Origin of the sequence: Pseudomonas sp. HY7a-MNA-CIBAN-0227, from assembly GCF_040310325.1 — a bacterium.
In the GTDB taxonomy this organism is placed as follows: domain Bacteria; phylum Pseudomonadota; class Gammaproteobacteria; order Pseudomonadales; family Pseudomonadaceae; genus Aquipseudomonas.
Genome location: NZ_JBEOPT010000002.1, coordinates 537,555 through 550,485, shown reverse-complemented (window position 1 = coordinate 550,485; position 12,931 = coordinate 537,555). Strand labels below are relative to the sequence as shown.

Genomic DNA, 12,931 nt, shown 5'->3' with positions numbered 1-12,931 from the left:
CTAAACTAGGCGTTTTTTTCTGGAGAGACAACTTTGTACCCAACAATTAATAGCTTGCGTAACTTTTCTAGTCAGCCTTGAGCACCAACAGCAGCGCTTCGTCTGCCAGTTGCTCCAGGGTCATGCTGCCCTGGGCACGGAACCACGTATTGGTCCAGGACAAGGCACCCGTGAGAAAACGCCGGGTGATAAACACATCGCCCTTGATATAGCCCGCCTGCTTGGCCTCGCCCAGCACCTGCAACCAGATGTCTTCGTAGACATCGCGCAACGCCAGCACCTGGGCCTGTCCTTCGGCTGACAGCGAACGCCACTCGTACACCAGCACCGCCATCGCCTCGCCACTGCCGCCCATGATCGACTGCAGTTCGCAGCGAATCAGCGCCAGCACTCGCTCGCGAACATCGCGGGCCTCGGCCAGGGACGCGCGCATCATGGCCGTGTTGTAGTGGATGGTTTCTTCCATTACCGCCCGCAGGATTTCATCCTTGCTCTTGAAGTGATGAAAGATACTGCCGGACTGAATACCCACCGCGCTGGCCAGGTCACGCACCGTGGTGCGCTCAAAACCCTTGTTGCGAAACAGGTGAGCCGCCGTTTGCAGCAACTTGCCCCTGGCACTGTCGGGGTCGGTCAATTGCCCGCCGTCGACCATGGTGCGCATTACCCGCAGGGCTTTTTGCTCATCCATGCTGCTCTCCTCAACTACTTTATGGCGTCATGGCCGGCAATTTAGGCCGTGACAGCCACCCAAGCAAGCGCTTGGGCGAAAGTTGTGAGCAGAGTTTACAAACCAAGCGCTTGCTTGGTAGTCTCGGCCCAGCGATTTCAGAGAAGGACTTCTCATGAACAAGACCGTTCGTATCGGCTGCGCCAGTGCCTTCTGGGGCGACACCTGCACCGCTGCCGCGCAACTGGTGCACGGCGGCGCGCTGGACTATCTGGTGTTCGACTACCTGGCGGAAGTCACCATGTCGATCCTCGCCGGGGCACGGATGAAAGATCCCCAGGCCGGCTACGCCACAGACTTTGTTGAAGTCCTTACACCCTTGTTGGCGGATATCCAGCGCCAGGGCATCCGCGTGATCAGCAACGCCGGTGGTATCAATCCCCAGGCCTGCGCCGCCGCGTTGCAGGCCGCCTGCGATCAGGCGCAGATCCCGTTGAAGATCGCCGTGCTGCTGGGCGATGACCTGCAACCCACCTTCAAACACCTGCGCGGCATCAGCGACATGTTCAGCGGCGCGCCATTGCCGGCGATGTGCGTCTCCACCAATGCCTACCTCGGCGCACCAGGCATCGTCGAGGCGTTAAAGCTGGGCGCCGATATTGTCATCACCGGCCGCGTGGTCGATAGCGCCGTGGTCAGCGCGGCGCTGGTGCATGAGTTCAACTGGTCCTGGCAGGATTACGATCACCTGGCCCAGGCCGCGCTGGCCGGGCATATCATCGAATGCGGTGCCCAGTGTACCGGCGGTAATTTCACCGATTGGCGTGATGTGCCGGATTACGAGCACATCGGCTTCCCCATCGTCGAAGTCAGCGCCGATGGCCAGTTCACCGTCAATAAAGTCCAAGGCTCGGGCGGGCTGATCAGCGAGCTTAGCGTCAGCGAACAATTGCTCTACGAGATCGGCGACCCACGCGCCTATCTGTTGCCCGACGTGATCTGCGATTTCAGCCAGGTAAAACTCCAACAGCAAGGCAAAAACTGCGTGCGGCTGCACGGCGCCAAAGGCATGCCGCCCACCGACCAGTACAAGGTCAGCGCCACCTACCCGGACGGTTTTCGCTGCACCGCCAGTTGCCTGATCGCCGGCATCGATGCGGTGGCCAAGGCCGAACGGGTCAGCCAGGCGATCATCAACAAGACCTCGCAGTTGTTCAGCCAGCGCGGCTGGGCTCCTTATACCGACGTCAGTATTGAGCTGCTGGGCAGCGAAGCCACCTACGGCGCCCACGGCCAACGCCAGGACTGCCGGGAAGTGGTGGTGAAGCTGGCGGTCCGTCACCCAGGCAAACAAGCCCTGGTGCTGTTCGCCCGGGAGATCGCCCAGGCAGCCACCGGCATGGCACCGGGATTGACCGGCATCGTCGGCGGCCGGCCAACGGTGTATCCGTTAATTCGGCTGTTCTCGTTCTTGATCGACAAATCCGCCTGTACGCTTTCGATCGACTTTCTCGGCGAACGTCACTCTTGCGACCTCCCGAAAAGCGCACCGCTGAACACCCAAGCCCTGCCCGTCCCTCTCGACCCACCCAAACCCCAGGGCTGCGCCGACGCCAGCGTGCCTTTGGTGAAACTGGCCGTGGCCCGTTCCGGCGACAAGGGCAACCACAGCAACATCGGCGTGATCGCCCGCCAGCCCGAATACCTGCCGTGGATCGCCGAGGCGCTGACGCCTGCGGTCATCGTCGACTGGATGAGCCACGTACTCGATCCGATTCACGGCCGCGTGGAGCGCTGGTATTTGCCCGGCAGCCACAGCCTCAACTTCCTCCTGGAGAACGCCCTGGGCGGCGGCGGGATTGCCAGCCTGCGCATCGATCCCCAAGGTAAGGCCTTCGCCCAGCAACTGCTGGAGATACCCATTGCGGTGCCGCAACACATCGCTGATCAACTTAACTAGAGGACGCACGCCGTGGCCTTCGACTCGATCTTCAAAGCCGATCTGTTCCAGGGGCAGACCATTATCGTCACCGGCGGCGGCAGCGGCATTGGCCGTTGCACCGCCCATGAGCTGGCGGCCCTCGGCGCCCATGTGATCCTCGTGGGTCGCAAGCCCGAGAAGCTGCAAAAGGTCGCGGCGGAAATTACCGAAGATGGCGGCCGCGCCAGTTGGCAGGCCTGCGATATTCGCGATGAGGAAGCCGTCAAAGCCTTGGTCAGCCAACTGATCCAGGAGCACGGCGCGATCCACGGCCTGGTGAATAACGCTGGCGGCCAATACCCCTCGCCCCTGGCATCGATCAATCAGAAAGGCTTTGAAACCGTGTTGCGCACCAACCTCGTCGGCGGGTTCCTGATGGCGCGGGAAGTGTTCAACCAATCCATGAGCAAGCCTTCCTTGGGAACAAAAGGCGGCGCCATCGTCAACATGCTCGCCGACATGTGGGGCGGTATGCCGGGCATGGGCCACTCCGGTGCGGCGCGTTCAGGCATGGACAATTTCACCAAGACCGCCGCCTTCGAATGGGGTTACGCCGGGGTGCGGGTCAACGCCGTGGCACCAGGCTGGATTGCCTCAAGCGGCATGGACACTTACGAAGGCGCGTTCAAGGCCGTGATCCCGACCTTACGCGAACACGTGCCCCTCAAACGCATCGGCACCGAGTCGGAAGTCAGTGCGGCGATAGTGTTTCTGCTCAGCCCCGCCGCCGCCTTCATCAGCGGCAGCACCTTGCGCATCGACGGCGCCGCCAGCCTGGGCAGCCGTGCCTGGCCGCTGCACAAGGCGCACCCTTCGAGCGCACCCTTTAACGGATTTCACCGGGCGTATCTGCCAGATGTGCTCAAGGAGGAGAAATAAGCCATGCCGGTGATCGACTCGCAACTCGACGTCCACAGCCCGCCGTTTGCCCAGAACCGCGAAGTCATGCTCACGACCCTCCACCACCTGCGCCAACTGGAGCAAAACCTGCTGAGCAAGGCCCTGGAGGCCAAGCCAAAATTCGACAAGCGCGGGCAACTGCTGCCCCGTGAGCGCCTTAACCTGTTGCTCGATCCGGGTGCGCCATTTCTCGAACTGGCTAGCCTTGCCGGCTACAAACTGCACGATGACAAGGACGGCAGCCAGGCCGGAGGCGGGCTGATTGCCGGGATTGGTTTTGTCTCAGGCGTACGCATGCTGGTGGTGGCCAACAACAGCGCGATCAAGGGTGGAACCATTTCCCCCAGCGGCCTGAAAAAATCCCTGCGCCTGCAGCAGATCGCCATGGAGAACAAGTTGCCGATAGTGACCCTGGCGGAAAGCGGCGGCGCCAACCTCAATTACGCGGCAGAGATCTTCGTCGAGGGCGCCCGCAGTTTCGCCAACCAGGCGCGGATGTCGGCCATGGGCCTGCCGCAAATTACCGTGGTTCACGGCTCGGCTACGGCAGGTGGCGCTTATCAGCCGGGGCTTTCGGATTACGTAGTAGTGGTGCGTGGCAAGGCCAAGCTGTTTCTCGCCGGCCCACCGTTGCTCAAGGCAGCTACCGGCGAGGTGGCCACCGATGAAGAGTTGGGCGGCGCCCAGATGCACGCACAAATCGCCGGCACCGCCGAATACCTGGCCGAAAACGACGCCGACGGTGTGCGCATCGTTCGGGAGATTGTCAGCCTGTTGCCCTGGGATGATCGGCTACCCGTCACGCCGGCGCGGCCCTATGCCGAGCCGTTGTATCCGGTGGAGGAACTGTTGGGCCTGATCCCCGATGATCCGAAAAAACCCTACGACGTTCGCGAAATCATTGCGCGGGTGGCGGACGCTTCCAACTTCCTCGAATTCAAGGGTGAGTTCGATCCCCACACGGTGTGCGGCCACTTGCAGATCCAGGGCCGCGCCTGCGGTTTTATCGGCAACAACGGCCCGATCACCCCCAAGGGCGCGAGCAAGGCGGCGCAGTTTATCCAGCTGTGTGACCAGAGCCAGACGCCGCTACTGTTCTTCCACAACACCACCGGTTTTATGGTTGGCACTGAATCGGAGCAACAAGGCGTGATCAAGCACGGCGCGAAGATGATCCAGGCGGTAGCCAATGCTCAAGTCCCGAAACTGACCATCGTCGTCGGCGGCTCCTATGGCGCCGGCAACTACGCGATGTGCGGCCGTGGCCTGGACCCGCGCTTTATCTTCGCCTGGCCCAATAGCCGCACCGCGGTGATGGGCGGCGCCCAGGCGGGCAAGGTGCTGCGCATTGTCACCGAGGCCAAACAACTCAAGGACGGCCTGGTGCCCGACCCCAAGGTGCTCGACATGCTCGAACAGGTCACCGCACAGAAACTCGACAGCCAGTCCACGGCGCTTTATGGCAGTGCCAACCTGTGGGACGACGGGCTGATTGATCCACGGGATACCCGCACCTTGCTTGGGCTTCTGTTGGATATTTGCCATGAAGCCCAGGTGCGGCAGTTGCAGCCCAACAGCTTTGGTGTGGCGCGGTTTTAATCATTATTTCGCCCGTGGCGCTTTGCGTCACGACAGGGAGCACAATAAAAATGATCTTCACCCAGGAACACGAAGAACTGCGTCGCACCGTCCATAGTTTTGTCGAGCGCGAGATCAACCCTCACGTCGATGAATGGGAAAAGGCCGGACGCTTCCCGATCCACGAGATTTTCCGCAAGGCCGGCGACCTCGGCCTATTGGGTATTTCCAAACCGGAAAAATTCGGCGGCATGGGTCTGGACTACAGCTACTCGATTGTCGCCGCCGAAGCGTTCGGCACCATTCGCTGCGGTGGCATCCCCATGTCCATCGGCGTGCAGACTGACATGTGCACCCCGGCCCTGGCCCGCTTCGGCTCCGATGAGTTACGCGACGAGTTCCTGCGCCCGGCCATCAGCGGCGAACAAGTGGGCTGTATCGGCGTTTCGGAAACCGGCGCCGGTTCCGACGTCGCCGGGCTGAAAACCCATGCCCGCAAGGACGGCGACGACTACGTGATCAACGGCAGCAAGATGTGGATCACTAACTCGCCGAGCGCTGATTTTATCTGCCTGTTGGCCAACACCTCCGACGACAAGCCGCACATCAACAAGTCGCTGATCATGGTGCCCATGAACACTGCGGGCGTCAGTGTCAGCCCGGACCTGGAAAAGCTCGGCATGCACAGTTCGCAAACCGCCCAGGTGTTTTTCGATGACGTGCGCGTGCCCCAGCGCAACCGCATCGGCCATGAAGGTGCGGGCTTCATGATGCAGATGCTGCAGTTCCAGGAAGAAAGGCTGTTCGGCGCCGCCAATATGATCAAGGGCCTGGAGTACTGCATCGACAGCACCATCGAGTACTGCAAGGAGCGCAAGACCTTCGGCAAGGCGCTGATCGACAACCAGGTAATTCACTTTCGCCTGGCGGAGCTTGCCACCGAAATCGAATGCCTGCGGGCGCTGGTCTACCAGGCCACCGAGCAATACATCAAAGGCCAGGACGTGACGCGCCTGGCCTCCATGGCCAAGCTCAAGGCCGGGCGCCTGGGCCGGGAAGTCAGCGACAGCTGCCTGCAATATTGGGGCGGCATGGGCTTTATGTGGGACAACCCCGTGGCCCGTGCCTATCGCGATGTGCGGCTGGTGTCGATCGGCGGCGGCGCCGATGAAATCATGCTGGGGATCATCTGCAAGCTGATGGGTACGCTGCCGGGGAAAAAACCATGATCAGCCTGCCCGCTTGCGAAACGCTGTTGCTGGAACCTCACAACGGCGTGCTGCACGTTACCCTTAATCGCCCGCAAAGCCGCAATGCCATGAGTTTGCAGATGGTCGGCGAACTGCGCGCAGTATTGGCAGCCGTGGCCAGTAACAGCCAGGTGCGGGCGCTGGTCATCAGTGGCGCTGATGGGCATTTCTCGGCTGGTGGTGACGTGAAGGACATGATCGGCGCAGGCTCGCGCAGTGCTTTGCGGGATCTGAACCGCGCATTCGGTACGCTGTTGCAGGAAGTCGAAGGGTTGCCACAGGTGGTGATCGTAGTGTTGCAAGGCGCGGTGCTGGGGGGTGGGTTTGGTTTGGCCTGTGTCAGTGACATCGCCATTGCCGATCACCAGGCGCAGTTCGGCTTGCCGGAAACCAGCCTCGGCCTGCTGCCCGCGCAGATTGCGCCGTTTGTGGTCAAGCGCATTGGGTTGACTCAGGCACGGCGCTTGGCTTTGACGGCTGCGCGGTTTGATGGGGTTGAGGCTGAGCGACTGGGGTTGGTGCATTTTGTTGAACACGATGCCCAGGCGTTGGCTGAGCGGCTGGACGAGGTGTTGGGGCAGGTATTGCGGTGTGCGCCAGGGGCTAATGCGCGGACCAAGGCTCTGCTGCTAGCCAGTTTGGAGCAGCCGATGGAGGCGTTGCTGGACCAGGCGGCGGAGTGGTTTGCCGAGGCGGTGACGGGTGAGGAAGGGATTGAGGGGACTCAGGCCTTTGTGCAAAAGCGCAAGCCTCGGTGGAATAGATGAGTGTACATATCCGTTGCTGCGGTAACGGCGGCTTAGGGTTACGCCCTTACGGGGTGTCACTTTCGAAAAGCCGGAATGCCGGCCCAGACGAAAGTAACCATCTCATTAGCGCCTCGCCTAGGCTCGGCGTGCCCTCATCTGCTTTTCTGTAGGAGCGAGGGGGACGCCTAGTTCTTGCTCGCGAAGAACCTGAGGGCACCGCGCTCATCCAGGAAGCCCGTGTCATCGTTAACGACCATCGCGAGCAAGAACTAGGCGTCCCCCTCGCTCCTACAGGTGGCAGTGAATCCGCTCTTGCTTCTCACCACTCAGGTCGGCTACCAGGCCGCCGTGCTTTTGCTTTTGATCTAAGGCGCCCCGTTAACCACGATGGCTGAACGCAGGCATTGATCCGTGGGTAAACCGGCAGGACGCCGGTTTAGCCGCGCTGGGCCAGGGATGGCCCATCGCGGCGGCCCACGGAGCAATGCCGCAGAGAAGGCATGCCGAGCCACAGCGAGGCACCAAGTGGTGGGGCAAGAGCTTTTTGGTTACTTTTGGGCTCTTTTCAAAAGTGACACGCCGTAAGGGCGTAACCCTAAGCCGCCGTTACCGCAACAACGGATATGTACTCAATAAATCAGGGGCCCCCTCATGCCAAAATTCACCAAAATTCTCATCGCCAACCGCGGCGAAATCGCCTGCCGCATCCAGCGCACCGCCCAATCCCTGGGCTACCGCACCGTCGCGATCTACAGCGACGCCGACGCCAACGCCCTGCACGTCCAGATGGCCGACGAAGCCGTCAATATCGGCCCGCCCCCGGTGCAACACTCCTACCTGAACATCCCCGCCATCCTCGACGCTGCACACCGCACAGGCGCCGACGCGATCCACCCCGGCTACGGCTTCCTCTCGGAAAACCCCGAGTTCGCCAGCGCCTGCCTGAATGCCGGCCTGATCTTCATCGGCCCCAGCGCCGAAGCCATCGAACTGATGGGCAGCAAGCGCCTGTCGAAAATCGCCATGCTGGCCGCCGGTGTACCGTGCATCGCCGGTTACCAAGGGGCCGAGCAGGATGACCTCACACTGCAACGCGAGGCAGATCGCATCGGCTACCCGCTGATGATCAAGGCCAGCGCCGGCGGTGGCGGACGCGGCATGCGCCTGGTGCACAGCGCCGACCACTTGTTGGAGCAACTGCGCACCGCACGTTCCGAAGCCCTAAATGCCTTTGGCAGCGCCGAGCTGATTCTGGAACAGGCGTTGATCGAGCCGCGCCATGTCGAGGTCCAGTTGTTCGGCGATACCTCGGGCAACCTGATCTATCTGGGCGAGCGTGATTGTTCGATCCAGCGCCGTCACCAGAAAGTCATCGAAGAAGCGCCCTGCCCGGTCATGACCGTCAAGTTGCGCCAGGCCATGGGCGAAGCGGCGCTCAAGGCAGGGCGCGCGGTGAATTATGTCGGCGCCGGCACCGTCGAGTTCCTGCTGGACAAAAGCGGGCAGTTTTACTTCCTGGAAATGAACACCCGCCTGCAAGTGGAGCACCCGGTGACCGAACTGATCACCGGCCTGGACCTGGTGGATTGGCAATTAAAAATCGCCGCTGGCCAGCCCCTGCCCTTGCGCCAGGACCAAGTCACTCTGACCGGCCATGCCATGGAAGTGCGCCTGTATGCCGAAGACCCGGCCCAGGACTTTCTACCGCAGACCGGCGATGTGCTGCGTTGGGAACCGGCAGCCGGTGTGCGGATTGATCATGGCTTGCGTGAGGGCCAGCAGATCAGCCCGTTCTACGACCCAATGCTGGGCAAGATCATTGCCCACGGCGCCACCCGCGAAGAAGCGCGGCGCAAGCTGCTGCGCGCGGTGGAAGATTGCGTACTGCTAGGGGTTGCCAGCAATCAGCGGCTGTTGGCCAACCTGCTCAAGCACCCACAGTTTGTAGCCGGTGACTTCAGTACCGGTTTTATCCCCGAACATTTCAGCCATGACCCCAGCCTGACACCGCCCACGGCAACCGGTGAGGAACTGGGCCTGGCTGCCGCGCTGTTGTATCAGCACAGCGCCAGCGCCCATCGCAACGAGCTATCGAGTTGGCGCAACAACGCAAGCGTGCCCTGGGCCTACCGCCTGGCCGTACAGGATGAAGTCCGGCCGGTTAGCCTCAGCGTACTGGCGGACAATTTGCTGCAGGTAGAAGTCGATCAGCAGGCCATCGAAATACGCGACCTGAGCAGCGACGGACGATGGGCCACTGTGTCGCTCAATGGCATCCGCCGGCGCATCGCCTACCATCTGGACGGCACGCAACTGTGGTTGTCTGGCGCAACTGGCAGCCTGTGTGTAAGCAACCGCACCCAAACCGTTGCCAGCCGTGAAGCCCCGGCAAGCAGCGGCACGGTGAAGGCGCCGATGGATGGCGCCATCGTCGAGGTGCAGGTACACGAAGGTGATTGGGTGAGCAAAGGCCAACTGTTGCTGGTGCTCGAAGCAATGAAAATGGAACACCCGCTCAAGGCTGGCATCGACGGTGTGATCAAACGAATTCAGGTATCGGCCGGCGATCAGGTGCGCAATCGCCAGGTTTTACTGGAGATCGAGTAACCGCTGGGCGGAACTACCAGGCTTGGCTACGCTCTATCCCCATCAGGACGGGAAGAGTACGGGAATCTGCGATGCCTCATTGGCTGATTATTGATCTTGAAGCCACAACGGATGAAGGCGGCTGGCCCGTGACGGAGATGGAAATCATCGAAATCGGCGTGAGCCTGGTCAACCGCCAGGGCCGCGAACTGGATCACTTCCAGCGTTTCGTGCGCCCGCAACGTCGGCCTTTATTGACGCCGTTCTGCCGCAAGCTGACCCACATCAGCCAGGCCAATATCGACGGCGCCGCGCCCTTGAGCGAGGTCTGGCCGCTGTTCGAACGCTGGCTGGGCCAGCATCAGGCGCGCCTGGAAGGTTGGGCCAGCTGGGGCGACTATGATCGCCAGCAACTGCAACTGGCCTGGCAACAGCAGGGTCTGAGCAGTGCCTTGGAGCACACGCCCCATGTGAACCTCAAGCAGCACTTCGCCAAGGCCCGACGCCTGGACAAGCCGCTGGGGCTCAACGGCGCGTTGCAACTGGCGGGCATGCAGTTCAATGGCCAACAACACCGGGCACTGGAAGATGCGCGCAATACGGCGCGCCTGCTGCCGTTGATTTTGCCCGTGTAGAAGGCATACTGGCCGACCTTTCTTGACCCTTTTTCGAGGATTCGCCCATGTTTAAAGTCAACGAGTACTTCGACGGAACCGTCAAGTCGATCGCTTTCGGCACCGCAGAAGGTCCGGCAACCATAGGCGTCATGGCTCCGGGCGAATACGAATTCGGCACCGCCCAGCGGGAAATCATGCACGTGGTGTCGGGCGCGCTGAGCGTCAAGCTGCCGGACAGCAGCAACTGGGAAACTTTCGCCGCCGGCAGCCAGTTCCATATACCGGCCAACAGCAAGTTCCAGCTTAAAGTCGAAGTGGACACCGCTTACCTGTGTGAATACCGCGGTTAAAACACAAAGCCAACGTTCAAAAAAATGCCCGTCTCGTGAGAGACGGGCATTTTTCATTCCGGCGCCTGTTACTCCAGAATCGTCACCGGCATGCCGACTTCCAGGCGACCAGCGCCGTCGTTGACCAGGTTCTGGCCGAACATGATGTCGCCCTCCTGCTCGCGGTAAGTCTTGAGCGTGGCCAAAGGTTCGCGGTCGGCACTGCGCTCACCGGTCTGAGGGTCGATGGTGGTAAGGATGCAGCGCGAGCAGGACTTGACCACGCGAAACTCCACATCGCCAATACGCACCCGCTTCCAGCCGTCTTCGGCGAAGGGCTCGCTGCCTTCAATCACCAGGTTGGGGCGAAAACGCAGCATCTCCATCGGCCGGCCGATCCGTTGCGACAGGTCGTCCAGGGATGCCTGGCCGATCAGCAACAGCGGGAAGCCATCGGCGAACGCCACCTGGTCATCATCCTTGCCATAACCGGCTGCCGTGGTCCGCGCACGTTCCAGCGGCACCTGAACCAGGCGCGTGGGTTTGCCGATAAAGTCACTGACCCACGCGGCCGCCTCGGCGCCAGCATCCGGCACACGCAGCGTGTCGCGCCAGATAGTGACGCCGCGCAGTTGCGCGTCAGCGCCAGGCAGCGCTACTTCCAGAGTAGGGGAACCCGCCGCGCTCAAGGTCAGCCCGCCCTGCCCGTTCCACAAGGCCGATAACTGGCTCATCTGCGCGACAGCCCGCTGGGTCAGGAAGCGCCCGCTGGCTTCATCCACCAGCATCCAGCGTCGATCCCCTTCCAGCCCGAGTTTATCCAGGCTGATATGGGGCAAGGTTTCACCCTTGCCGGACTTTAATGGGTACCGATACAACGCGCTGAGACGCAGCATGAGCCTACTTTCCTGATGGGCAAAAACGTCACCCTATACGAGGGTGGCCCGGGAATCAAAGGTCAGGCTGGCACTTCATCGAGCATCAGGCGCTGGCGAACCACGTCCACCAGTTTGTCCGGCTGGAATTTGGAGAGGAAGTTGTCGCAGCCGACCTTCTTCACCATTGAATCGTTGAAGCTGCCGGACAAAGAGGTGTGCAACACCACATACAGACTGCGCAGGCGCGGGTCGTTGCGAATCTCGGTGGTCAGGCGGTAGCCGTCCATCTCGGGCATTTCGGCGTCGGTGAAGATCATCAGCAGCTTGTCGGTCATCACCTGGCCGCTGTCCGCCCAGCCCTTGAGCATTTTCAGGGCCTTGAGGCCGTCGCTGGCGATGTGCATCTTCACTCCCAACTGCCCCAAGGTGTCACGCAGTTGCGACAGGGCCACGTTGGAATCGTCCACCAGCAGCACTTCGCGGCCGCGGGCCCGCTCCAGAACCGGGTCCTGCAGCTTCTCCCGGGAGACCTTGGCGTTGTAAGGCACGATCTCCGCCAGGACTTTTTCGACGTCGATGATTTCCACCAACTGGTCATCGACCTTGCTGATAGCGGTCAGGTAATGCTCGCGCCCAGCGCTGGCCGGTGGTGGCAGGATGGCTTCCCAGTTCATGTTGACGATGCGGTCCACACCGCCCACCAGGAACGCCTGTACCGAACGGTTGTACTCGGTGACGATGATGGTGCTGTTGGGGCCCGGCACCAGGGGGCGCATGCCGATGGCTTGGGACAGGTCAATCACCGGCAGGGTCTGGCCGCGCAGGTTGACGACGCCGCAGACAAAGGGATGGCGCTGGGGCATCAAGGTCAGCTTGGGCAACTGGAGCACTTCCTGCACCTTGAACACGTTGATCGCGAACAACTGCCGCCCGGCCAGGCGAAACATAAGGATCTCCAGGCGATTCTCACCCACCAATTGCGTGCGTTGATCTACCGTGTCGAGAATGCCGGCCATTAAAGACTCCTAGGTTGCGCTGAAGGATTTTCTGCTTACTGAATGAAGTTATCGGCGGTAAACGCCGGACCTTGACCCCCGATAAAATGCCACGCAAACGCATTGATGTCACACTGACATCATGCTTTACTGATCCTGCCTTTCCTCTGGGCAGTCAAACAACGTCGCGCGACCCTCAAATCGCCGCGAAGTTCCGTCATATAAGGGATTCCCCTAGCTGCAATCAGGTCCAACCTGATATTCGCGATATCCAATAGCCATTAATGTGACGCCATTCTCATTGCATGAATGGAGTCAGGCTTTTGTTTGCTATCGCAAGCCCACGTCTCACGGACCTGCCAGGCACTTATGTCTTGGCAACCGAAGTTGAGCGAATG

Annotated in this window: 11 protein-coding genes; 8 read left to right on the top strand and 3 right to left on the bottom strand. The window is 61.0% G+C overall.

Annotation, left to right across the window (positions count from 1 at the left end; genetic code table 11):
• Window positions 1-67: 67 nt before the first annotated feature.
• A complete protein-coding gene (locus tag AAEZ06_RS05830) occupies window positions 68-691 on the bottom strand; it encodes a TetR/AcrR family transcriptional regulator (protein WP_149415265.1) in 624 nt (207 codons plus the stop codon).
• A gap of 154 nt (window positions 692-845) precedes the next feature.
• Between AAEZ06_RS05830 and AAEZ06_RS05825 the strand changes: the two genes are divergently transcribed.
• The 8 genes from AAEZ06_RS05825 (at window position 846) to ppnP (ending at window position 10,681) form a co-directional block, all read left to right on the top strand.
• A complete protein-coding gene (locus AAEZ06_RS05825; protein WP_350613381.1) occupies window positions 846-2,630 on the top strand; it encodes an acyclic terpene utilization AtuA family protein in 1,785 nt (594 codons plus the stop codon).
• A 12-nt stretch (window positions 2,631-2,642) separates the two neighbouring features.
• Window positions 2,643-3,530: an SDR family oxidoreductase gene (locus AAEZ06_RS05820; protein ID WP_149415267.1), complete on the top strand. Its 888-nt coding sequence runs from the start codon at window positions 2,643-2,645 to the stop codon at window positions 3,528-3,530.
• A gap of 3 nt (window positions 3,531-3,533) precedes the next feature.
• On the top strand, window positions 3,534-5,150 hold the full coding sequence (gene atuC / locus AAEZ06_RS05815) for a geranyl-CoA carboxylase subunit beta (RefSeq protein WP_149415268.1): 1,617 nt from the start codon (window positions 3,534-3,536) through the stop codon (window positions 5,148-5,150).
• Window positions 5,151-5,200: 50 nt separating this feature from the next.
• Window positions 5,201-6,358 carry a citronellyl-CoA dehydrogenase gene (gene atuD, locus AAEZ06_RS05810; protein WP_350613378.1) on the top strand — a complete coding sequence of 386 codons (1,158 nt, stop codon included), beginning with the start codon at window positions 5,201-5,203 and terminating at the stop codon, window positions 6,356-6,358.
• Window positions 6,358-7,146, top strand: coding sequence for an enoyl-CoA hydratase/isomerase family protein (locus AAEZ06_RS05805; RefSeq protein WP_218575102.1), 789 nt, complete (start codon window positions 6,358-6,360; stop codon window positions 7,144-7,146). Before atuD ends, AAEZ06_RS05805 begins: the two co-directional genes overlap by 1 nt.
• Window positions 7,147-7,779: 633 nt before the next feature.
• Window positions 7,780-9,735 (top strand): acetyl/propionyl/methylcrotonyl-CoA carboxylase subunit alpha, encoded by a 1,956-nt coding sequence (locus AAEZ06_RS05800; protein WP_149414139.1) that lies wholly within the window; start codon window positions 7,780-7,782, stop codon window positions 9,733-9,735.
• Window positions 9,736-9,806: 71 nt separating this feature from the next.
• Complete coding sequence (locus AAEZ06_RS05795) at window positions 9,807-10,349, top strand: 3'-5' exonuclease (protein WP_149414140.1); 543 nt, start codon at window positions 9,807-9,809, stop codon at window positions 10,347-10,349.
• A gap of 47 nt (window positions 10,350-10,396) precedes the next feature.
• The gene (gene ppnP, locus AAEZ06_RS05790) at window positions 10,397-10,681 is read left to right on the top strand and encodes a pyrimidine/purine nucleoside phosphorylase (protein WP_133098818.1); all 285 of its coding nucleotides are present in this window, start codon (window positions 10,397-10,399) and stop codon (window positions 10,679-10,681) included.
• Between the two features lie 68 nt (window positions 10,682-10,749).
• Here ppnP and AAEZ06_RS05785 read toward each other — a convergent pair whose 3' ends face one another.
• Together AAEZ06_RS05785 and AAEZ06_RS05780 are read right to left on the bottom strand one after the other, a co-directional pair.
• Window positions 10,750-11,556 carry an MOSC domain-containing protein gene (locus AAEZ06_RS05785; RefSeq protein WP_149414142.1) on the bottom strand — a complete coding sequence of 269 codons (807 nt, stop codon included), beginning with the start codon at window positions 11,554-11,556 and terminating at the stop codon, window positions 10,750-10,752.
• Window positions 11,557-11,618: 62 nt separating this feature from the next.
• Window positions 11,619-12,554, bottom strand: coding sequence for a chemotaxis protein CheV (locus AAEZ06_RS05780; RefSeq protein WP_149414143.1), 936 nt, complete (start codon window positions 12,552-12,554; stop codon window positions 11,619-11,621).
• Window positions 12,555-12,931 lie beyond the last annotated feature (377 nt).